This is a genomic window from Myxococcus eversor (assembly GCF_010894455.1).
Taxonomy (GTDB): domain Bacteria; phylum Myxococcota; class Myxococcia; order Myxococcales; family Myxococcaceae; genus Myxococcus; species Myxococcus eversor.
Genome location: NZ_JAAIXY010000002.1, coordinates 136,519 through 158,942, shown reverse-complemented (window position 1 = coordinate 158,942; position 22,424 = coordinate 136,519). Strand labels below are relative to the sequence as shown.

At 66.8% G+C, this 22,424-nt stretch carries 17 protein-coding genes; 12 read left to right on the top strand and 5 right to left on the bottom strand.

All coding sequences use genetic code 11. The annotated features are described in order from the left end of the window. Window positions 1-8 precede the first annotated feature (8 nt). The 4 genes from drmA (at window position 9) to G4D83_RS04140 (ending at window position 6,398) form a co-directional block, all read left to right on the top strand. Window positions 9-3,347, top strand: a complete 3,339-nt coding sequence (gene drmA / locus G4D83_RS04155) for a DISARM system helicase DrmA (RefSeq protein WP_163863052.1) — start codon at window positions 9-11, stop codon at window positions 3,345-3,347. Further along, the gene (drmB, locus tag G4D83_RS04150) at window positions 3,334-5,181 is read left to right on the top strand and encodes a DUF1998 domain-containing protein (RefSeq protein ID WP_163863050.1); all 1,848 of its coding nucleotides are present in this window, start codon (window positions 3,334-3,336) and stop codon (window positions 5,179-5,181) included. Before drmA ends, drmB begins: the two co-directional genes overlap by 14 nt. Beyond that, window positions 5,172-5,858, top strand: a complete 687-nt coding sequence (locus G4D83_RS04145) for a phospholipase D-like domain-containing protein (protein ID WP_163863048.1) — start codon at window positions 5,172-5,174, stop codon at window positions 5,856-5,858. Before drmB ends, G4D83_RS04145 begins: the two co-directional genes overlap by 10 nt. Window positions 5,859-6,008: 150 nt before the next feature. Next, window positions 6,009-6,398 (top strand): hypothetical protein, encoded by a 390-nt coding sequence (locus G4D83_RS04140; protein ID WP_163863046.1) that lies wholly within the window; start codon window positions 6,009-6,011, stop codon window positions 6,396-6,398. A 123-nt stretch (window positions 6,399-6,521) separates the two neighbouring features. Here G4D83_RS04140 and G4D83_RS04135 read toward each other — a convergent pair whose 3' ends face one another. Next, window positions 6,522-6,830, bottom strand: coding sequence for a hypothetical protein (locus tag G4D83_RS04135; RefSeq protein WP_163863044.1), 309 nt, complete (start codon window positions 6,828-6,830; stop codon window positions 6,522-6,524). Beyond that, window positions 6,827-7,876, bottom strand: a complete 1,050-nt coding sequence (locus G4D83_RS04130; protein ID WP_240356139.1) for an esterase/lipase family protein — start codon at window positions 7,874-7,876, stop codon at window positions 6,827-6,829. Before G4D83_RS04130 ends, G4D83_RS04135 begins: the two co-directional genes overlap by 4 nt. A gap of 632 nt (window positions 7,877-8,508) precedes the next feature. Here G4D83_RS04130 and G4D83_RS04125 point away from each other — a divergent pair. Both G4D83_RS04125 and G4D83_RS04120 read left to right on the top strand, forming a co-directional pair. After that, window positions 8,509-9,951, top strand: coding sequence for a DUF2079 domain-containing protein (locus tag G4D83_RS04125; protein ID WP_176435524.1), 1,443 nt, complete (start codon window positions 8,509-8,511; stop codon window positions 9,949-9,951). A 128-nt stretch (window positions 9,952-10,079) separates the two neighbouring features. Beyond that, window positions 10,080-12,257, top strand: a complete 2,178-nt coding sequence (locus G4D83_RS04120; RefSeq protein WP_163863043.1) for a hypothetical protein — start codon at window positions 10,080-10,082, stop codon at window positions 12,255-12,257. 94 nt (window positions 12,258-12,351) lie between these two features. Here the strand turns inward: G4D83_RS04120 and G4D83_RS04115 are convergent, their stop codons facing one another. Further along, window positions 12,352-12,540, bottom strand: coding sequence for a hypothetical protein (locus G4D83_RS04115; RefSeq protein ID WP_163863042.1), 189 nt, complete (start codon window positions 12,538-12,540; stop codon window positions 12,352-12,354). Window positions 12,541-12,667: 127 nt separating this feature from the next. After that, window positions 12,668-13,477: an SDR family oxidoreductase gene (locus G4D83_RS04110; RefSeq protein WP_163863041.1), complete on the bottom strand. Its 810-nt coding sequence runs from the start codon at window positions 13,475-13,477 to the stop codon at window positions 12,668-12,670. Window positions 13,478-13,626: 149 nt separating this feature from the next. Here G4D83_RS04110 and G4D83_RS04105 point away from each other — a divergent pair, with 149 nt between their 5' ends. The 6 genes from G4D83_RS04105 (at window position 13,627) to G4D83_RS04080 (ending at window position 21,618) form a co-directional block, all read left to right on the top strand. Beyond that, complete coding sequence (locus G4D83_RS04105) at window positions 13,627-14,301, top strand: MotA/TolQ/ExbB proton channel family protein (RefSeq protein ID WP_163863040.1); 675 nt, start codon at window positions 13,627-13,629, stop codon at window positions 14,299-14,301. A 2-nt stretch (window positions 14,302-14,303) separates the two neighbouring features. Next, window positions 14,304-14,729, top strand: a complete 426-nt coding sequence (locus tag G4D83_RS04100; protein ID WP_163863039.1) for an ExbD/TolR family protein — start codon at window positions 14,304-14,306, stop codon at window positions 14,727-14,729. A 10-nt stretch (window positions 14,730-14,739) separates the two neighbouring features. After that, window positions 14,740-15,531 (top strand): energy transducer TonB, encoded by a 792-nt coding sequence (locus G4D83_RS04095; RefSeq protein WP_163863038.1) that lies wholly within the window; start codon window positions 14,740-14,742, stop codon window positions 15,529-15,531. Window positions 15,532-15,695: 164 nt separating this feature from the next. Next, window positions 15,696-18,422 carry a TonB-dependent receptor gene (locus G4D83_RS04090; RefSeq protein WP_163863036.1) on the top strand — a complete coding sequence of 909 codons (2,727 nt, stop codon included), beginning with the start codon at window positions 15,696-15,698 and terminating at the stop codon, window positions 18,420-18,422. Next, window positions 18,422-19,345 carry a hypothetical protein gene (locus G4D83_RS04085; protein ID WP_163863034.1) on the top strand — a complete coding sequence of 308 codons (924 nt, stop codon included), beginning with the start codon at window positions 18,422-18,424 and terminating at the stop codon, window positions 19,343-19,345. The genes G4D83_RS04090 and G4D83_RS04085 overlap by 1 nt, the downstream gene beginning before the upstream one ends. A gap of 95 nt (window positions 19,346-19,440) precedes the next feature. After that, window positions 19,441-21,618: a caspase family protein gene (locus G4D83_RS04080; RefSeq protein ID WP_163863033.1), complete on the top strand. Its 2,178-nt coding sequence runs from the start codon at window positions 19,441-19,443 to the stop codon at window positions 21,616-21,618. A gap of 10 nt (window positions 21,619-21,628) precedes the next feature. On the opposite strand, the gene G4D83_RS04075 is transcribed toward G4D83_RS04080, so the two are convergent. Beyond that, entirely contained in the window at window positions 21,629-22,408 is a 780-nt protein-coding gene (locus tag G4D83_RS04075; RefSeq protein WP_163863816.1) for an alpha/beta fold hydrolase, read from the bottom strand. Between the last annotated feature and the right edge of the window lie 16 nt (window positions 22,409-22,424).

The following is a 22,424-nucleotide window of genomic DNA, read 5'->3' as shown; positions in this document are numbered from 1 at the left end:
GCCCTCCCATGAATGCCCCTGACACGGGAGCGGTCCGCTCCCACCTCATCGATGCACTCGAAGCGGACCTCGTGGGTCCGTTCCACAAGCCTCCAGGTGCTCCTGTCTCGGACGCCGCGGAAGTGCTCCGCACGCCACCGTCCCGCTGGTACCTGACGGGCTTCCTTGTCCCGCTCGACCAGGGCGTCATCGAGGATGAGCCCGACGACGAGGAAGACGACCTCGCCGCGGGCAATGACGAGGACAACGAGGAAGCCTCCCGCCCCGACCCGACCGCCAAGAAGGTGCGCCGCCTGCCCGCATCCATGGGCCTGTCCGTCTTCGTCCCCGCGGGCACGTCCCAGCTCACAGCCCATGTCTGCTGGGCGGACTACCAGCGCCTCGAAGCAGAGGAGCGCAAGCCGTGGAGACGTACCTTCCACCAACGCACCGTCACCCTGCACCTGAACGACGCGGCGCTGCGGGAAGGCCTGTACCTCCAGGACAGCGGGGGCCTGCGCCTGGAAGGCCACGTGGAGAAGACGCTCGAAGGAGAGCTCGCGGTCGCCATCTTCCTCGTCAACGCGCGCCCGCCCACCAGCACCGCCGTCGACCGGGACGAGGCCTATGCCTTCCAGACCCACCTCGCCCTGGAATGCGAGCAGGGCTTCGTCAGCCGACAGGACTCCAGCGACGCCAGGAGCGAGGACGACGACGACCGCGTCAACGACCTCCAGTTCCGCGACCGCCAGCGGTGGGCCGTGGGCCATGGCATCTCCGTGCGCGTCCCATCCACCTCCGTCCCCGTCACCCGCGTGGAAACGGACTGGCTGCCACGCGTCGAGGTGCTCCCTGTCGAAGCGCGGCGGATTGACGAAGTCACGGTGGGCATGGAGCAGCTCGCCGCGTTCACGACACCCTCGGAGGCCGTAGCGGCCCTGCTCCCCCTGGTCCGGACCTACCGTGAATGGGTGGCCACGCAGGCCACCATCGCTGTCGGAAGCGAACGCCGCGAGGAGACACGGGATGAGCTCATCCGCAGGGCTCGACGCGCGGCCGATCGCATCGAGGAGGGCATCCAACTCCTGACACGGGAACCTCTCGCCTTCGACGCCTTCCGCTGGATGAACAGCGTCATGGCCCAGGCGGAACGCAAGGTGCGGCAGGAAGAAGCGCCTCAATGGCGTCTCTTCCAGCTCGCCTTCATCCTGCTCAACCTCCCCTCCGTCGAGCACGAAGGCCACGCGGACCGTGAGCTCGTGGAGCTCATCTTCTTTCCCACCGGCGGCGGAAAGACGCAGGCCTACCTGGGACTCATTGCCTTCACCCTGCTCCTGCGCCGCCTCCGGGGTCAGGCCCACCTCCACGGCGGACTGGGCGTGGCCGTGCTGCTGCGCTACACGCTGCGGCTGCTCACACTCGACCAGCTCGGTCGCGCCGCGACACTCATCTGCGCGCTCGAAGTGCTCCGCAAGCAAGAGCCGAAACGCCTGGGAGTCGTGCGCTTCTCCATCGGACTGTGGGTCGGCCGCTCCGCGACCGCCAACACGCTGGAGCAGGCATCCACGCAAATCACCGAGTACAAGAACGACAACAGTGCCCGCGCGCAGTCTCCCTTCCCGCTCGCCACCTGTCCCTGGTGCACGACGCCGTTCGAACGGGAGTGCTTCATCCTCCGGCCGTCCAAATCCAAACCAGATGAAGTGCTCGTCGGCTGCGCCAACATCGAGTGTGCCTTCAACCTGGGACGCAACCCGGAAGGGCTCCCCGTCCTCTTCGTCGACGAGCAGATCTACCGGGAGCTGCCGTGCTTCCTCGTCGCCACCGTGGACAAGTTCGCCATGCTGCCGTGGCGTGGAGAGACGGGATTGCTCTTCGGTCGCGTCCTGGGTCGCACCGGGAAGCGCTTCGTCGGTCCGTGCAATGCCGCCGCGGACGTGAAGGCGGCGCTCGTGACGCTCCCGAAGGGGCTGCCTCCCCCGGAGCTCATCGTGCAGGACGAACTGCACCTCATCTCCGGCCCGCTGGGCTCCATGGTGGGCCTCTACGAAGGCGCCGTCCTGACGCTCGCGCCTCGGGCGAAGCTGGTGGCCTCCACCGCCACGGTCCGCCGCTCCCGGCAACAGGTGAGTCGCCTCTATGGACGGGACGTCGCGCTCTTCCCTCCGCCAGGCGTGGATGCCTCCGAGACGTTCTTCGCCTCCGTGGGCAAGAAGGGCGCGCGCCAATACGTGGGCGTGGCGGCACCCGGGCGGCCCATGAAGGCCATCCTGCTGCGCGTCTATGTCAGCCTGCTCGCCGCCGCCGCGCGCGGCGAACAACTTCACGGCGCCGTGAGCGCGGACCCGTACCTGACGCTCGTCGGCTACTTCAACAGCCTGCGCGAACTGGGCGGCATGCGCCGGCTGGTCGAGGACGAGGTGCGCCGACTGGTGATGGACCGCGTCCGCCGTCGTCCAGAGGACTTCGACAAACAGGCCGAGCATCCCTGGTACCGGGGCAGGACCATCCGCGGCGAGCCCATCGAGCTGACCAGCCGGGAGAAGACCGCTGACATCAAGGCCTCGAAGAACCGCCTGGAGCTCACGCACGGTCAGCCCCAGAGCATCGACGTCGTGCTCGCCAGCAACATGATTTCCGTCGGCGTGGACATCGACCGGTTGGGACTCATGGTCGTGGCGGGACAGCCCAAGACGACCAGCGAGTACATCCAGGCGTCCAGCCGCGTGGGCCGCAAGCTGAACAAGCCCGGCCTCGTGGTGACGTGCCTCAACGCGGCCAAGCCCCGCGACCGCAGCCACTACGAGCGCTTCGGGACGTACCACGAGTCGTTCTATCGCTTCGTCGAAGCCACCTCGGTGACACCCTTCTCGGCACCGGCGCTCGACCGGGGGCTCGCGGGCGTGGTGGTGGCGCTGGGCCGGCTGCTGGGCACCTCGATGACGGCGCCCCTGGAGTGGAAGTCCCTGCAGGCGCACCGGGACGCGCTGGAGCAGGCGCTCGAAACCCTGGCGAAGCGCGCTGGCCGAGGGCTGCCCAAGGCGGAGTCAGAGCGCGCCAGCGGCATCGTGATGCAGCGCGCGCGAAGCCTGCTCGACTCGTGGCGCAACATCATCGAGCAGGCGAAGAAGGACGCCGCCCAGCGCGCGTACTCGCCCTACGACCCGGAGGGAAAGGGGCTCAAGCCCCTGCTGCGCGGGTTCCTGGACCCCACCGACAACCTCACCCAGGACGAGCTCAAGTTCGACGCGCCCACGTCCATGCGTGACGTGGAGTCCTCGGTGCACCTGTGGATTTCACGTCAACCCCTGGGCGGCTACCGCGCCCCGAAGGCAGCGATGGTGGAGGTAGCGCATGACGAAACCTAGGAAGTGGAACCGGGCCCGCTCGACGCGGCCGCCGGATGGGCGCGTGCGCCAGAGCCAGGTGGTCTCCACCTTCGGTCCGGGCAGCATGCTGGACTTGCTGAACGACGCGGTCCTCGTGGGCGGCCTGGACTTCTGGCGTCTCAAGGGCCAGGGCGAGGTGGTCAACGAGCCACGGTTGCTGGAAATCGTCGAACCGCTCTACCACCGCAACAAGTGGCCGCTCAGCAAGGAGGCCCCCTTCCGCAAGCCCCCCGCTGGGGATGAGCGAGAGCCGACAGAGTCCTGCGGCATCCAGGTGTATGAGTTTCCGCGCTGGTTTGTCTGCCAGAACCCCCACTGCCGCACGCTGGTGCGGGCCAACAGCCTGGAGCGTGTGAATCAGGAGTACCGCCATCGCTGCGCGGGTGTGGAAGCGAAGCCCGAGCGCTGTGTGCCGGTGCGCTTCGTCGCGGCCTGTCCTCGGGGGCACCTGTCGGACATCGACTGGAGCTGGTGGATGCACGAGCGCAAGCCTTGCGACGCCCCACAGCTCAAGTTCGAGGAGGGCGTGAGCGGTGACTTCAGTGACATCGAGGTCGCGTGCTCGACGTGCGGCAAGCGCAGGCGCCTCATCGACATGACCCACAAGGAGCAGCAGGACCGCTGCGACGGGGAGCGGCCCTGGCTGGGATTGGAGGCGCGGGAGCGCTGCGACGAGAAGCAGCGGCTGCTGGTCCGCACCGCCAGCAACGGCTACTTCGCGCAGACCACCAGTGCCATCACCATCCCTGAACCGGAGTCGCTCCGGCGCAAGGTGCAGTCCGCGTGGAGCATCCTCCAGTCAGCGACAGCGGAGACCCTGCCGGCCTTCCGGACCATTGCCCAGGTGCAGGCGGCGCTCGGCTCCGCCTCCAACGCGGAGGTGCTGGCGGCAATCCTTGCGGAGCGCGAGCACACGCCCGAAGCCGTCCCGGAGATCCGCACCGCGGAGTGGCTCCAGTTCCTCGCGCAGCCCCAGGAGAAACCTGGCGAGATGCCCCGGGACCGCACCGAGGTCTTCTGGGCCCGGCGCATCGCTCGGCCCCAGGGGCTGCCCTCGCTGGTCGAACGCGTGGTGCTGGCGCGACGGCTGCGGGAGGTCCAGGCCCAGGTCGGCTTCACGCGGCTGGAGCCCCTGTCGAAGGACCTCCAGGGCCGCTACGATTTGGACGTGGCGCTCGCGCCGATGTCGCTCCACCGGGACTGGGTCCCCGTCACGGAGATGCAGGGCGAGGGCATGCTGCTGGTGCTCGACGAGCAGCAGGTGCATGCCTGGGAGCTGTCCGAGCCCGTGCTGCGGCGCGAGGAGGTGCTCCGGGCGGGATATGAACGCTGGAAGCAGGGCTCCGGTTCGAAGCTCCCCTTCCCGGGCGTGCGGCTCTATCTGCTCCATTCGCTGGCGCACCTGTTGATGACGGAGGTGGCGCTGGAGTGTGGCTATCCCGCGAGCTCCATCCGCGAGCGGCTCTATTGCGCGCCGCACAGCGACGCCGTCCCCATGGCGGGCATCCTGTTGATGACGGGCACCACGGGCGCGGAAGGCACGCTGGGCGGCCTGGTGGAGGAGGGCCGGCGACTGGGGCAGCACCTTGCCCGGGCGCTGGAGGACGCGCGCCTGTGCTCCAACGACCCCGTCTGCGCGCATCACGAGCCCACGGGCCGTGATGACCGCGACCTGGAGGGCGCCGCGTGCCACGGGTGCCTCTTCCTCCCCGAGTGCTCCTGCGAGCGCTTCAACCAGTACCTCGACCGAGCGCTCGTCGTGCCCACGTTGGGCCACGAGGACGTCGCCTTCTTGAAGACGCCGTGGACCTGAGCGGCGTGGCGACGCTGGACCTGGAGCGGCTGAAGGCCGTGGTGGGCACGCGGCGGCTCGGGTTTCCGTTGTCCCGACTGGCGCTCCAGGGAGAGGGGCTGGAGCGGCTGACGGGGGAGGTCGCGGCGTTGAACGCGCTGGGACGGGAGGGAACGCTGGTGCTGCTGGACACGGTGCTCGTGGAGCGGCGCGCGGGTGCCCGGCGGCCAGAGCTGGTCTGGACGGGGCCGGAGGCCCGCTGGAGCGGCGCTCGCGACACGGCGGTGGTGCTGGCGGACCTTTTCCACAAGGCCACGAGCACGGTGCTGGTGGCCGGATTCACGTTCGACCATGCGGCGGACGTGTTGGGGCCGCTGCACGCAGCCCTCCAGCGAGGCGTGAGTGGCAGGCTCTATGCGAGCGCGCCGGTGGCCTCGGCGTTCCTGCGGGAGCACTGGCCCTTCGGGCCGCCCTTTCCGGAGTGCCACGGCTTCTCACCCAGGAGGGGAGTCTTCGCCAGCCTGCATGCGAAATGCGTCGTGGTGGACGCACGGTGGGTCTTCGTGACGTCCGCGAACTTCACGAACCGAGGACAGACACGGAACATCGAAGTGGGCGTGCTGCTGGAGGACACGCACCTGGCCGCGGTGCTGGAGGCCCAGTTCTCCACGGGGGAGTGGTTCTCACGGGTCGCCTGATCCGGCATTGCGCCGGATGGAGTCCACGACATGAACTGCTGGAACTACGCGTTCTTCGACGTGTCGCCGACGAGGAGGTTGTCGGTGTTCGACGGGCCCTGAGCGTCACTTCCACCTGACCTGGGTTCTGCTCGGCGCTAGTGTGAGTCCATGCGTCTACAGCCTGAACATGTTGCGCTATTTCATGAGCGGTTCGCCGACTTCTATGACGGAGTGGTGCGCAAGGTCGAGCTTGAGGTCGGCGTCCCTTCAAGGACCTGCAGGATTGAAGTGCAGTGCAAAGACAGAGATTCGCGCTCTGGGTGGTCCAGGGTCACTTTTTCTGTGCGCGGCATGAAAGAGTTCAGGTTCGAGCTTGGCAGGACGACATTCGAGGTCCTGTCGGGTGGGGTGCAAATCGACTGGCAGGAGGACCGTGTGTATGTGGTTCTGGATGCCTACCCTGATGACGGCCCTGGCTTGCCTGACCTGGCGAAGAACACTGCCTATGTTGTCGGTGAGGACTGCGAATGGAGTTGCGTCGAGGAACTTGATGGCTGAGGGGGCGCGGCTCGAACAGATTCGCCTGTCGTCAGGGAGACCGTGAGGAAATCCAAGACCGGTGTCGAGCGCCGTCCCACCGGCCATCCGTTGTCCGGCGGCCCCTCCGAGTAACATTGACCGTCAAAGAGGAGGTTCAGGGGGATGGCCCTGAGCGTTCGTCTGGGAGAGCTGGCGTTGCTCGAAGAGGTCCAGAGCGACGTCCAGCGTCCCGTCGACAGCGCGGTTGACCCAGCGGACCATTCCATACGTGCCGGAGAGGGCGGCGTCGTGGAGGGACTGCAGGGTGCCCACGGGTGCGTCGAGCGTGGGAATCAGCCGCAGCACCTCGAAGGGCTTCGCGGCGCTGGAGCGGTGGATGCGCTCCACGGCGATGGCGCCCTGTTCGACGGCATCGTGCACCAGGTCCTTCAGACCACGTAGGCGAGTCATGCGACCTCCACTGCGAGCGACTCGCGCAGCCGCGCGTAAACCTCCGCGTGGTGGGCGAGCGAGACGTGGTCGATACCGGCGACCACCTTGACGTTTTCCGGGGGGAACAACGGGCTCGTATCACGAGGGCCGGTGCGTCCGGAAGCGCTCGCCAGAGAGACGACGCCGTCACCGAACATGGCCGACAGCCACTTTCCCTGTTGGCCGAGCGCTCCGACGATGAGGTGGTGGGCGATGCCCGGCGGAGGGAGCAGGGGCGTGCACGGCGACGTGGTGTCTTCCCAGTCCTGTCGGCGCAGGCGGGCGACACCGAGGTCCTTCACGCCGCTGCTGCGCAGGTCGACGACGTCGGCGACCAGGCGAGTGTAGGGATTGGGCACGGCGCGGAGGACCTGGGCGACGACGGTGCCCATGCGCTCCAGGGGGCTGCCGAAGTGGGGCACGCCGATGGAGTACGAGCGGCGCACGAGGGAGAGCCAGGGCAGGCACGTCTCGGAGGCGATGTGGCAGGCGCTGCGAAGGACGAGGCCGCCCATGCTGTAGCCGACGAGGACGAGCTCGGTGATGGGGACGGGGAACTCGGCGACCAGGCGTTGCAGGAGGTGCGCGAGGGCCTCGCCGTTGTCGGAGATGTGCAGGCCGGTGTTGTAGCGGAGGTAGAGCGGGGTGAAGCCGGCGTCGCGCTCCAGGAGGGAGCCGTAGTCAGTGGTGGGCTCGGAGGGGAAGGCCCAGACGGCCTCGGTGACGGCGAGTCCGTGGACCCAAAGTGCCACGCGTCCCGTGGAGTGAGGATGCGCGGCGCGCAGAGCCTCGCGCTCGACGGGGAGGGAGCGGCCTTTGTGGTAGAGGCCCATGGGCGTGGCGAGCGCGTTGTTCTGGCGGTGGAGGTAGTCGCCCAGCACGCCATTGAGCACGCCGAGCGCCAGATCCACCTTGCCCACGCGAGGCTTGGGCGGAGCGGGGAGCGCCGCTTCAGCGGGAGGGGACGAGACCACCGGGAACCCAGGCTCGGAGTCTGGGGTTTCAGCCGCTTCCGAAGTCGTCATTCAGTACCTCCGCGCGCAGTGTGACACGTTGCGTCATGGAAGTCGAATCACAGGTGTGGCCGCAGGGAAGCTCCCTCGTAGAGCAGCCGTCCTTGCCACCGATGGAGTTACGCCGGTTCCGTTGAGCCCCCTCGACTTTGTGGGTCAAGCCGCAGCTCGGTGCCGCTTCTCATGGTTGGTCGGGGACGGTAACCCAGGGCGGAGTGTCTCCGCGCAGGTTGTACGAACCTTTGATGTATTCGAAGCGGCCACCCTGGCTGCGGCATGGGGACGGAAGGTTCGTCGGACGGGCAACTCGCACTCCAGGCAGGAGAGGAAGGATTCGCACAGCGCGTTGGCTCGTCGAACTCGTTCGCCTCGTGTTGCGTACCCGTGGTGTCGGCGACATGGATCGCCTCAGCAAGGCTGCTCGTTGTCCTCCTTGCCTTGGCCAACTCGACGACTCGCGCTCGGAACTCCGCAGGGTATGGGGGCCTTGGTTTTGGCATCGCTCAGTCCTTCACCCACAGTTGAACGGACTCAATGAAACCGAAGCAACTCCATCGCGGCACTGCGCCGAGTGACATGAGTCGCGGGAGTGCGATAAACGACGCGGCCCTTGCTCCGTGGTCAGCCCCCTCGACTCGTGACCCATGCCTTCTTCCGCAAATGATTCGAGCCCCGGACGTGTGCGGCAATGGCTGGAGTGGCTGGCTCTACCGCTCGTCGTCCTCGTATGGATGGTTTTCGTCGTGGCGCCGGTCTGGATTCAGGCCGCGCACGCCTGCTTTCCGCACTTCGACCTGGGCATCTACACGCAGGCCTTGGCGCGCATGTCGCTGGCGGATCCGAACCCTTGGCTCAGCGCGCGACAGGTCTACATCTTCAACGACCACTTCGACCCCATCCTGTGGGTGGCCCGCCCGCTGGTGGCGGTGTTGCCACCGATGTGGGCCGTGCTGGTGGTCGAAGCGCTCTTTGTACTGCTCACGGTTGCGCCATTGGTGTGGCTCAACGCACGTGGACTGCTGAGCCGCGCCGCCACGGTGCTGCTGGCGGCGCTCTTGCTCCTGTCCCCCAGTGCGGTGGAGGCGTTGAGGTTTCCCATCCATCCGACGACATGGTCCGCGCTACCGTTGGTGTTGACGGGCTTGGCCTTCCACCTGCGTCGCAAGGGCCTGCTGCTGGTATCTCTGATACTTTTGTTGGCCTGCAAGGAGGAGTTCGCCTTCGGAGGTCTCATGCTCACCGTGGCGTTGTTGCTACGCGGCGAGCGGCGCTTGGCAGTGGGCGTTGGCGCGCTGTCCCTGGTCTGGCTCGCAGGAGTCTATGGGCTGCGGCCGTGGCTGATGGGCCCCACGGAGGACTACGGTGTCCGGCTCAAGCTGGGCCTGGACGAGGGGCTCCTCCACTATCTCTCACTCCGCCTGGCACCGGTCCACCTGTCGCGCATCGGCACCTTGTTTGTGTTGCTCCTCCCACTGAGCGTCTGGGCGTGGCGTGAGCGCTTGAGGCCCGACTGGGCGTGGCTGATGGTCCTTCTGCCGATGCTCGGCATCCGCTTCCTCGGAATGGCTTGGCGCTTCCATTACGGCGTATCGCTGATGGCTGCCGCGCTGATGGGCTTTGTGCCCATCCTGCGTGCTCGGAGGCCACCTGCGTGGGTCCTCGTGTGCACCGGCTTGATTCTCCTCATCAGCAACGAGCCAAATTTCCGAAAGCTCACGCTCACGCTGGTGTCCTCACGAACGTATCCAGGCCAGTGTCCCGGGGCTCCGGATCGACTGGCTAGCATCTCGCGTGGAGTGGACGTGCTCGCGCAGCACAGTGAGGGTATGGCTCTGCTGGGCAGTAATTTCGTTTCCTTGTTGGCTGGCCGGAATGAAATCTACGCCGTAGGCGGCCCGCAGCCCGACGATGGTCGGGTGTATGAGTGGGTGCTGGTGGAGAAGCCACCCCATGGTGACGTCTGGCCCCTCACCGCCGAGCGAGTGAAAGAACTCATCGACGAATGGCGCGCGGATGCGGGTACACACATCATCATCGACGATGCAAACGTCTTCATGGCGCGGGGTCGCTTCACCGCGCACCGTTAGGCGTTGGAGTGCATCTCCACCCGTGTGTCCACCGTGCCTGCGCGCAGAAAATTCAGCACAGGCCATTTGTCGGGTTTTAACCTGCGGCACGTATGAACGTCCGCCACTCCGGAGTTCAAGCCAAACACATGCCAGACACCCAAAAAATCTCCCCCCACAAGGGGTCAGTCTACGCAACGCTTGTTCTGCTTGCGATTCTATCCCCAGCAAAAGCATTTCCAGAGTCATTCGACAGGAACTTCACGTACGAGGCGGAAGCCGATCTTGCGCATGAGATTGGATATGCAGATGCCTCAGGGTGGGCAGCAAACGTCCCCAACCAAAGCAATGGATTCCTCGTCTATGGGCCCTATGCGACAAACTGGGGGGCCGGAGCCGGCAAGGCGGTCTTTCGCCTCATGGTTGATAACGTAAGCAGTAATAATCTCGCTGTGGCAAGGATTGAAATCCACTGCCACGACAGCAACAGAACCATTGCTGCTCAAGACGTCCTGAGAGGCGATTTCGCCCAACCATTTCAGTACCAGGAGTTCGACCTTTGGTTCGACCTCACGCTCTGTTCTTCAGATAGGATGGAGGTTCGCGTCCGTTGGCTTGACCGTGCCTTCATGAATATTGAGAAGGTCACCGTCCATATCGACGACTTCGTCGCCGGGCAGCCGGCGATCAAGAACTTCACTCTCAGTTCGGATGCTCACGTCCAAAGCCTGGTCCGCAGAGCGATCGAAGGCCTTGGCTTTGGGACATATGACCCAGTTGCATCCCAGATTCGAAGGGATGGTCCAAACGCCAGCGATCTTGTGTTTGTGGGAAGGCACTACATGGCCTGGATCGATCAGACGGGATTCTACGGGAAGATGAATGGCCTGTGGCTCCTCAATGGGGCCTCGGGAGGTTCTCTGGCGTTTCTTCACGAAGACCCCTCTACGCATCGTCCCATCAGTTTTCTGGGAGTCGCCGAGGACGGAGATGGCGCCTGGATGGCTGGATACAGTGGCGCCGAGCATTTCGAACTGCCACACGAGATAGCTGAGCCCGACGAAGATCCCAATGGAAACGGGCTGTGCGACACAGACGAGTCCTGCCAAGGGAGTGCATGCGTTCGACGCATTTGCAATTGGTACGGCGTCAACGAAGCAGCCGCGGTCACAGATGCCGACGTCCCTCACTGGACGGCCTGCAGCAATAATCACATTTCATGGGCCAGGAAGCTGTCCGCCACGGTTAGCGAGCAGACGGGAACCTCCATGAAACTGGTCTATAAGGCCCCTATCACGAAAGAGGCGGATGCAGCACGAGATGGTGTGCAGGAAGGTGACCGCTGCCACCAGAACTTCCTTTTTGCCGACGGTGTACGTCGCCCTGTCTACCTGCATGTCGGATACACCTTGTACGGCGATCGCAACTACTTCGACCGCACTTACCAGTTCGAAAACCCTGCTGCGAATCCGGGCTTTGGCTATGAAATCTGGTCCGTGATTGGCGGCCTCGTCCTATCAAAACTTCCGGCGACGCAACCCGTCAAGGCCGGGCTATTCCATGCAGTTCGCCCCGATAACATCTCCGTCACAGGTCCCGTATTCCCGCTTACATTCCCAGCAGATAAATGGACCGTCCGTCTTCCTCCCTTTCTGCCAGTCCAAGACGAGACATGGGGCTGGGCTGGAACTTCGCTTTCTTGGAGCGCTCGAGGCAGAGCATCACGTGGCGACTCGGTGAAGATGGAGTCCATCGGTCCTTCCGATAACGACGACACTGGATTCTGTGCATGCTATGTCCATGGGGGAATGGAGATTGGTGGGGCCGTTCTTCATCGTGGTATTTCGCTTCCAATTGCGATCGGAGCCCGCTCCATCGAAACGACTCGACGAATCAGCTTCCCGGCCGACTATATTCTGCCGTTTGTCTATGAGGCGGAAGGCAATTCACTCTCAAAGGCCCTGGGGCGCCAAGAGGGCGATGGATGGTCAGCAAACACGGCTGCCGACAGCCAGGGTCATCTCATCTATGGCCCATATGCCAGTCACTGGGGTGACGGCAACATGGTTGCTGTTTTTCGCATGATGATTGATGTCGTCACAACCGGAGGAAACGTCGCGACGATAGACATCTACGACAGTACGTCGGGTACAGTTCTCGCATCATCTGTTATTGCGCGAGCCTCGTTCGCTCAGCCGAACACCTACAGGGACTTCTCGTTGAATTTCTCTCTGAGCGGCCGGCTCGGGCATCAAATTGAGACGCGTGTCAGGTGGCACGATATCTCTTACCTCAAGGTTGATCGGATTTCCGTCTTTGACCGATAGTGAGTCTTGCCTCCAGGTCATTGTGGAGTCATCTGCGTTCCTTGCACCTTGTGTGCAAGGAGCGCAGCCGGCACTGAGGGGTGGAGCTGCCGGTTCACTCCGGCATCCGCCGACCACTTCCTGAAGAGTGGAACCAGTTGATGGCGGAGTACGAAGCGAGCGGGCTGGGGCAGAAGGAGGTCGTGGTCAGGAACGAGGTCTCGCTCTGTTGCATCCAGTTACGCGTCGTGGTGTCGGTGACGTGGAACTCCTCGGCCAGGCTGCTCGTCGTTCTCACCGCCATGGTCAACTCGACGACTCTCGCTCAGAACTCCGCAGGGGATGGGGGCTTCGGTTTCGGCATCGTTCAGTCCTTCCTCCACGGTTGAAGGGACTCGCCGAAACTGACGCAACCTCATCTCCCGCCCCACTCACTTCCGCCGTTCCTGAATCGCCTTGAACACGATGCGGTCCAGGAAGCCCGGGGTGAACAGCTTCAGGTACTGACCCACCTTGCCCTTGGTGGTCATCACCACCTCGCGCTCACGCTGGTCCATGGCCTTCAGGATGATGGACACGCACGTGCCCACGTCCATGTTGCCTTCCGTCTCGTCGTGCGCGCTCACCTGCAACGGCTTGCCGTCCTTGCCCAGCGCGTTGGCGCGGACATTCGTCGCGACGAACCCCGGGCACACCACCGTCACGTCCACGCCCGTGCCCATCAGCTCCACGCGCAGCGAATCGAAGAACCCGTTCATCGCGTGCTTGCTCGCCGCATAGCCCGAGCGCGTGGGCACGCCCGTCTTCCCCGTCAGCGACGACACCGCCACCAGGAGCCCGCGCCGGGCCTTCAGGTACGGTAGCGCATGGTGCGTGCAGTACACCGCGCCCAGGTAGTTGATGCGCATCAGCCGCTCGAAAATCGTCAGGTCCGTGATGTCCTCGAACCGCGCGTCCATGGAGATGCCCGCATTGTTGACGAGCACGTCCACGCCGCCGAACGCCTCCACCGCCCGGTCCACCATCCGCCGACACGCCTCCGGGTCCCCCACGTCCGTGGCCACCGCGATGGCCTTCCCACCCGCCGCCTGGCACCGCTGCTTCACCCGCTGGAGGGCGTCCTCACTCCGCGCGGCCAGCACCAGATTCGCGCCCCGCGCCGCGAGCGCCACCGACAGCTCCTCGCCGATGCCCATGGAAGCACCGGTGACCACCACGCTCTTGCCTTGCATGGCCGGCATTGTCGCCCCGCACTCCCAGCGCGTCGAGGATGCCCGCCGGGCCTACACCCGCGCACAGCGGTCCGCCCCGAAAAATAAACCCGGTAACACTTTCCGGAGCCCTCGGTGTTCCGTTCGCGCCAACGCATTTCGAGAGGGGAAAGAACTCCATGTCGTCCATCGCGGTCATCGCCCAGGTCCCCGCCGAGAATCTCGGCTGGCTCAGCAGCAAGCTGCTCGGCGTCACGCTCACCTCGGCCGAGTGGGTGCTGTGGATCCTGGTCGTCCTGTCCGTGCTCTCCATCGCCATCATGCTGGAGCGCGCCGTGTACTTCTCCCGCAACCGCCTCCCGGACTCGGAGACGCTCGCGGTACGGCTCGCGCGCGGAGAGCTCGAGGCCGTCCGCGTGGCCATCCAGGGACGCCGGGGCATGGAGGCCGCCATCATCCGCGAGGGCCTCGCCTCCGCCGCGCAAGGCGCTGACTCCGTCGAGCAGGTGATTGCCTCCACCATGGCTCGCGAGCGCCCCCAGTACGAACGCTTCCTCTCCTTCCTCGGCACCCTGGGCAACAACGCCCCGTTCATCGGCCTGTTCGGCACGGTGCTCGGCATCATCAAGGCGTTCCATGACCTGGGCTCCGCGGGCGTGAAGGGCGCGGCGATTCAGCAGACGGTGATGGGCGGCATCTCCGAGGCGCTTGTCGCCACGGCGGTGGGCCTGGCCGTCGCGATTCCCGCCGTCGTCGCCTTCAACATCTTCAACCGTCAGCTCAAGACCCTCACCAGCCGAGCCAACGCTCTGGGCTACGCCCTGGTCGGCAGCCTGCGCGCGGAGGTCCGCTAGTCATGGCCGGAGGCGCGCAACAGGACGACGAGGAAATCACTGGCATCAACGTCACCCCGCTGGTGGACATCGTGTTGGTGCTGCTCATCATCTTCATGGTGACGGCCAACTTCATCGTCCGCGAGACGGTGGAGGTGGACCTGCCCCGCGCGGCCAACGGCGGCGAGACGGTGCAGGGGCTCGTCAACGTGGTGCTCGACAAGGAGGGCAAGCTCTACTTCGACGGTGCACCGGTGAGCGAGGCGGAGCTGTCCACCAAGGTCGCCGAGGCCGTCGCCAAGGACAAGGACACCCGCGCCATCATCAGCGCCGACCAGAGCATCGCGTATGGACAGGTGATGCGGCTCATCGACACCGTGAAGGGCCACGGAATCGCCAAGTTCGCGCTCAACATCGAGAAGGACGTCGCGCCCGCACCCCGGGGCTGACGCGAAGGCCATGAGTACGAGCGTGCTCGACAGTGGTGTCGTCCTCCCCAGACGGGGTGGCAACGGGTTGTTCGTGGGGTTCGTCACGGGCTCGCTCGTGTTGCACGGGCTGGGGTTGGTGGTGCTGCACACCCGCCCGCCCGAGCGTCCCGCGCCGCAGCGTCCCGTGGAGTTGGTCATGGTGGAAGTGACAAAGCCTCCACCGCCCCCGCCGCCCGTGGTGGAGGAGCCGAAGCCCGAGCCCCCTCCGCCGCCGAAGGTCCGCGTGAAGCCTCCGCCCATCAAGGTCGCCGAGGCCCCTCGTCCCCTGCCTCCGCCCCCCGTGGATGCGCCGCCTCCGCCCAACGAGACGCCTCCACCGAGCGCGAAGCCGGCGCCCCTGGTGGTCGGCATCTCCATGTCCTCCACGACGAACGCGGGAGGCTTCGCGGCGCCGGTGGGCAACACCCTCTATGGCCGCACCGCCGACAAGGCGAAGGCGCCGCAAGAGGTGAAGGCCTACAGCGCGCCCAAGTACACGCCCATCTATCAGGTGGACCGTGAGCCGCAGCTCGCCAGCGAGGTGAAGATTCCCTATCCCGACGAGGCACGTCGCGCGGGAGTCGAGGGGACGGTGACGCTGTCCATCACCATCGACCCCGAGGGACGCGTGGTGAATGCGCGCGTGCTGAACGGGCCGGGCCACGGACTCGAAGAAGCCGCGCGCTCCGCCATCCTCCGCTTCCGCTTCCGTCCCGCCATCAAGGGAGGCGAAGCAGTGTCCACGGAAATGAAGTACGCCTATACCTTCCTGCTCGATTGAACACCCGCTCCCGCCGAGAGAGGGCCGGAGCGGGGGAGTGCACCGGTGGGCCCCTTCCACATCCACGGCCCGTCCACGCTCGCCGGCTCCTCCAGCACGCCTTCACTCCGTCCCTTTGTCGGCGGGAGCCCGACTCCCTTCACGCCCCTGTCCTTGAAAGCCCCATGTCCTCGAACGTGAAAGCCCGCGCCGCGCTCGCCGCCGCTTCCCTCTGGGTGGCGACCCCGGCGCTCGCGCAGGCGCCGCAACCCGGAGCCCCCGCCGCCGAGTCACCTCCGGCCGCGCAGCCCACCATCACCAAGCCCCCAGCGTTGGTGCAGCAGGTCGAAGCCCAGTACCCCGCAGAGGCGCTCGCCCAGGGCCTCACCGCCTCCGTGCGCCTCATCATCACCATCGCCGAGGACGGCGCGGTGACGGACGTGCAGTCCACGGAGCCCGCGGGCCACGGCTTCGACGAGGCGGCCATCGCCGCCGTGCGCCAGTTCCGCTTCACGCCCGCCGAGGTCGACGGCGTGCCCGCGCCGGTGCAGGTGGAGTACGTCTACCACTTCACCCTCAACGCGCCCCCGCCGCCCGAAGGCCAGGTTGCCGTCGAGCCCGAGGCGCCCAAGGCGACGCTCACCGGTCAGCTCATCTCGCGAGGCAGTCGCTCGCGCGTGGCCGGCGCCACCGTGCGCTGCGGTGACGACGCGGACGCCGCCGAGGCCGTGTCCGACGTGGACGGCCGGTTCACCCTGGAGGTCCCTCCGGGCGAGTGCGCGGTGCGGGTCATCGCCTCCGGCCATCAGCTCTACCAGACGAAGGAGATGCTGAAGGCGAACGAGACGACGGAGGTGAACTTCTACCTGGCTCCGGCCGGGAGCGCCTTCGAGACGGTGGTGCGCTCCGAGCGGCCGAAGAAGGAAGTGGTCCGCCGCACGGTGACGCGTGAGGAGGCACAGAAGACGCCGGGTACTTTCGGCGACCCCATCCGCGTCCTCCAGACGCTGCCGGGTGTGGCGCGCGCGCCCTTCATCTCCGGCGACTTGCTGGTGCGCGGCTCCAACCCGGGCCAGACGGCGACGCTGATGGACGGCGTGCGCATCCCCAACCTCTTCCACCTGCTCGGTGGACCGTCGGTGGTCAACGCCGAGTTCATCGACTCGCTCGACTTCTTCCCGGGCGGCTACGGCAGTCAGTACGGCCGCGCGGTGGGCGGCGTGGTGGACGTGGCCACGCGCAAGGGCGCCGCGGACACGGTGCACGGGTCCGTGAAGGTGGACCTGCTCGACGCGGGCTTCTTCCTGGAGGCGCCCATCACCGAGGGCATCAGCGTGGCGGCCTCCGCGCGGCGCTCGTACATCGACACGCTGCTGCCCCTGGTGCTTCCGGACGACGAGGGCTCCACGCTCTCCATCGTCCCCGTGTACTGGGACTACCAGCTCCGCGTGGACTTCGGCGCGCCGCGTGGCTCCACGCCGGAGCCGGGAGCCGCGCGCAGCACCGGCTACATCATGGCCTTCGGCAGCGACGACAAGCTGCGCCTGGTGTCCGGAGGCGAGGAGCAGAACCGGGACATCTCCCTGGACACGCACACCGTCTTCCACCGTGTGAAGGGCGACTGGACGTACCGCAAGGGCCCGCTCACCACGGTCTTCACGCCGTACGTGGGCGTGGACTACTTCGACATCAGCTTCGGCCAGTACATCGAAAACGACTCCATCTACTCGCTGGGCGCGCGCGAGGTGGTGGCGCTGGAGCTGTCCGACACGCTCACCCTGCGCACCGGTCTGGATGTCTACTTCGAGCACGTGAAGGTCGACGTGCAGGCCCCCTCTCCGGAGGGCACCGAGTACGTGCCCTTCCCGGGCAATGACCCCGTCGCGGAGCTCATCCACGAGAAGCTCACCATCAACGGCTTCGACGGCGCGCTCTTCGCCGAGGCGGACTTCAAGTGGGGCCCGCTCACCGTGACGCCGGGCGTGCGCGGCAACCTCCAGAAGGTGGGCGGCACGCGGAATCTGTTGTTGGACCCTCGGCTGTGGGTCCGCTACGCGGCCACCGAGCGCACTTCGCTCAAGGGCTCGCTCGGTCTCTACAGCCAGCCGGCGGATACCTTCCAGTTCATCTTCTCCCCCTACGGCAACCCCCTGCTGGGTTACCAGCGCGCGTTCCAGTCGAGCCTCGGCGTGGAGCAGAGGCTGGGGGACGTGTGGAACGTGGACGTCACCGGCTTCTTCAACCGCCGCTTCGAGAACGTGGTGGCACCGGGTGATGTGCGGCCCACCGAAGGCGGGAGCTTCACGCAGGACCGCTTCGTCAACGCGGGCATCGGCAAGGCCTATGGCGTGGAGTTGATGGTGAAGAAGGACCGCGCCGCCGCCACGGACAAGTGGTACGGCTGGCTGTCGTACACGCTCAGCCACGCGGAGGACGGTCGCGCGGGCGCCAAGCCCCGGGTGGACGGTGCCTTCGGCGACGATGGTCCTCCCGTCGCGAACGAGGAGACCTACGGCCTGAGCCTGTGGGACCAGACCCACATCCTCACGCTGGTCGCCAACTACGTGTTGGGCAATGGCTGGGAGCTGGGCGGACGCTTCCGTCTCACCACCGGGCGTCCGACGACGCCGTTGGTGCATCCACATGACGTCTACAACTCGGACTCGAACAACTACGGGCCCACGTACGGCCGCCATCTCTCGGGGCGGACCTCCACGTTCCACCAGCTCGACGTCCGGGTGGAGAAGGGCTGGCGCTTCGACAACTGGACGCTCGCGCTCTACATGGACGTGCAGAACCTCTACAACGCGGAGAACGTCGAGTTCGTCTTCAATGACTACCGGTATCGCAACGAGATGGAGATACCGGGCATCCCCATCCTCCCCGTGCTGGGCGTGAAAGGAAGCTTCTGATGAACACCTGGCTCAAGAACGCGGGGCTGCTGCTCACGCTGGGCGCCGTCGCCTGTGTCGACCCCGATGACAAGCCGTCCAACGTGCATGACCTGCGCGTGCTGGGCATCGCCGTGGAGCGCCCGGAGCTGATGGCTCCGACGTGCGAGCTCACCGCGGAGGCCCTGGAGGTCCTCACCGACGAGGTGTCCTACCGCGCGCTGGTGGTGGACCCCCTCGGCGAGGGGCGCTCCATCGCCTACACCCTGTGGGCCTGCGCGGACCCGGAGGACTCCCTCTGTGAGAACACCGCCGCGCGCGTGCAACTGGCGCAGGGCACCACGACGGCGGGCGAGCTGGTATTGCCCATCCGGCCCGGTGCCAGCACGCTGCCGGACGGCACGCTGCTCCTGGACAAGGTGCGACAGGCGGACCCCTACCAGGGCTTCGGGGGACTGCGCATGCCGCTGGTGCTGAACCTCACCGCCGGGAGCGAGGCCATCTACGCGCAGAAGCTGATGGTGTTCTCCTGTCCGCTCGTGCCGGGCATGGCGCCCAACCAGCAGCCGGAGTTGCAGGGGCTGCGCCTGGAAGGCGAGCCGTGGGCGGAGGAGGCGCTGCCTGAGTTGACGGGACAGGGGCCGTTCGTGATTACGGCCGAGGACGTGTCCGCCCTGGAGGAGTCCTACGTGGTGCCCGGGTTCCGTCGGGAGGCCGTGTCGCTCAAGGAGGCCTGGTCCATCAGCTGGCACGCATCGCTGGGAGAAATCCCGGACGAGGAGACGGGCGGCGCGGACTTCAATGGCGAGCCCGGTCGGCATCGCGTGGAGTGGGAGCCTCCGGAGAAGGATGGCGTTGCTCAAGAGGTCACCTTCTGGGCCGTGGCGAGAGACGGGCGAGGAGGCAGTACCTGGCTCATCCGCAAGGCCCGCTGGACGCCGTAACGCCGTGGGGATGGCTCGCAAGGGGGCGGCCATCCGGGGTATGCCCTCGGTGCTCACGCGAGGCCGGGCCGAGGCTGGAGCGGGGTGGGAAGCGGATGATGAGCCGGAGCACAGCGCGTGGGTGGGGACGCGTGGCCAGCGTATTGGCCGCGGTGGTGCTGGTGTCGTGGGGCTCGGACTCACGGGCCGCTCGGCAGGAGGAGGAGCCTGACGCCGCGCTGCGCCGCTTCGCGCTCGTCGTCGGCTCCAGCGAGGGCGGGCCCGGGCGCGAGCGGTTGCGCTATGCGGGCTCCGATGCGCTGGCCATGTCGCGCGTGCTGGAAGAGCTGGGCGGCGTGGCCCCGGCGGACCGCGTGCTGCTGCTGGAGGCGGACCGGGACATGCTCCTGTCCGCGCTGGAGCGGCTCAAGACGCTGGTGGACGGCGCGGCCATGCCCGGCGTGCGGCGTGAGCTGGTGGTGTACTACTCGGGCCACTCGGACGCGGATGGCCTGTTGCCGCGCGGCGAGCGCGTCACCTACGGCGATTTGCGCAGGCTGATGGGCCTGGTGCCGGTGGACGTGCGCATCGCCATCCTGGACTCGTGTGGCTCCGGCGCGCTCACCCGCTTCAAGGGCGGGCTGCGGCGTCCGTCATTCCTCACCGACGTCTCCGCGCAGGTGCGAGGCCATGCGTACCTGGCCTCCAGCTCCGCGGACGAGGTGGCGCAGGAGTCGGATACCATCGGCGCGTCCTTCTTCACGCACTTCCTGGTGACGGGCCTGCGCGGCGCGGCGGACACCACGGGGGATGGACGCGTCACGCTGCACGAGGCGTATCAATTCGCCTTCCACGAGACGCTGGCGCGCACGGAGCGCTCGCAGGGGGGCCCGCAGCACGCGGCCTATGACATCCAGCTCGCGGGCAGTGGCGACCTGGTGATGACGGACCTGCGCGGCTCCAACGCGCGCCTGCGTGTGGCGGAGGAGGTGCAGGGTCGCCTCTTCGTGCGCGACTGGGGCAACCAGTTGGTGGCGGAGCTGCAGAAGCCGGCGGGGCGAAGGCTCTCGCTGGGCCTGGAGGCGGGGCGCTACCACGTCACGCTGGAGCGGCCCACGCAGCGCTTCGAGGCGGAGCTGCTGGTGGGGACGAAGGGCGACGCGGAGCTGCGCGTCGGTGACTTCGTGCCGGTGACGCTGACGCGCACGGCGGCGCGGGGTGGCACCGTGCCGTCGGATGCGCCGCTCGCTCGCGAGGGAGCGCTGGAGGACATGCCCTCCGTGCCCATCAACCTGTCGCTGGTGCCGCCCTTGTCCACGAGCGCGTTCTGGGGCGGTGGTGGCCTCAACAACATCGCGCTGGGTGGGCTGGCGGTGCGCTCGTTCCAGCTCCGAGGGGTGGGCGCGGCGGCGGGGCTGGGGTGGGTGGATGGGACGATGGAGGGCGTGCAACTGGCGGGCATCGCCAACGTCACGGGCGGCGAGGCGTTGGGACTCCAGCTCGCGGCGGGTGGCAACCTCGCCTTCGGTGGGGCGACGGGCGTGCAGCTCGGGGGCATCATCAACTACTCGGAGCGCTCCTTCTCCGGGTTCCAGCTCGCCGCGGTGGGCAATCGCTCGGACGCGGACATGCATGGGCTCCAGCTCGTCGGCGGCGTCAACATGGTGGAGAACCTCACGGGCGCGCAGATTGGTGTCTTCAATCTGGCGGGCAGCGTGACGGGCGCGCAGGTGGGCCTCATCAACGTCGCGGGCAATGTGAGCGGGGTGCAGCTCGGGCTCATCAACATCGCCGATGACGTGTCGGTGCCCATCGGCCTGCTCAGCCTGGTGCGCAAGGGGCGCATCGCCTTCGAAATCTGGACGGACGAAGTGACACCGCTGTCCGTCGGCGTGAAGTACGGCAGCCGCACGGTGCACGTGCTCGCGAGCATCGGCATGAAGGGGCTGGAGGGAGACGACTCCTGGCGCACCGTCACGTCGCTGGGCGTGGGCGTGCACCTGCCCTTCGGCGACGCGGACCGCTACTACGCGGACGTGGACCTCTCCCTCGGCGGCTGGCAGCCCAAGCTCTTCGGTGAAGGCACGAAGAACAACCTCTATCGCCTGCGCGGCAGCGTGGGCTGGGAGCTGAAGCGTCGCTTCGCGCTCTTCGGCGGCGTGTCGCTCAATGCCTATACGCCGCCGGAGGACAACCCCGACAAGGGGATGACGTGGATGCCCCAGTGGCAGACGGGACGCGGGCCCTCGGGTACGCGCATGTGGCCCGGCCTGTTCATGGGTGTGCGCATCTGACGCGCGGGCCTCAGTCGCGCAGCAGCCACTCCAGCAGCTCCTTCGCGGCGTCCACATGGACGAAGTGTCCCGCACCGGGGAGCGTCGTCACCGGGCAACCGGCGGCCTCCAGGCGGGCGGCCTCCTCGTCGGAGACGTAGCGCGAGCGGCCTCCTCGGATGCACCGCATGGGGGGACGGTCCTTGCGTTCCACCGCGGTCCACAGGTCCGTGCCATTCACGCGTGAGTGCAGTTCCGCGAGGGCCTGCCGGTCGAAGCGCCAGCGCACGCCGTCGCTGTCCGCCATCAGATTCATCACCAGCCAGTCCGCGAGTCCGTCGGACAGTCCCTTGCTGGTGAGCGTCGCGCGCATCTCCCTGCGGTCCTTCGCTTGGGGCGGGGCCTGGAGGAGGATGCCCAGCACCATGCCGCTGTCGGACAAGTCGTAGGGCACGGGGCCGGGGGCGATATCGAGCAGCGACACGCGGGAGACGGCCTCGGGGACGTGGAGGCTGGCGGCGAGTGAGACGCGACCGCCGAGCGAATGGCCCACCCAGTCGAGGGCGCCGTTGAAGCCCTGGGCGCGGGCGGTGTCCAGCACGTCGCGAGCGACGGTGTAGAGGTCGGCGCTCGGGGGAGGGACGGGCGAGGTGCCGTGGCCGGTGAGGTCGGGCAGGAGGAAGCGGCGCCGAGGGTCCGCGGCGCTCCACGCCAGCGCCAGGGAGCGCAGGTTGCGTCCCGAGCCGAGGAAGCCATGCAGCAGCACCGTGGGCACATCCCCCTCACCGACCTGGAAGCTCTCGAGGACCACGCGACTCACGCCTTTC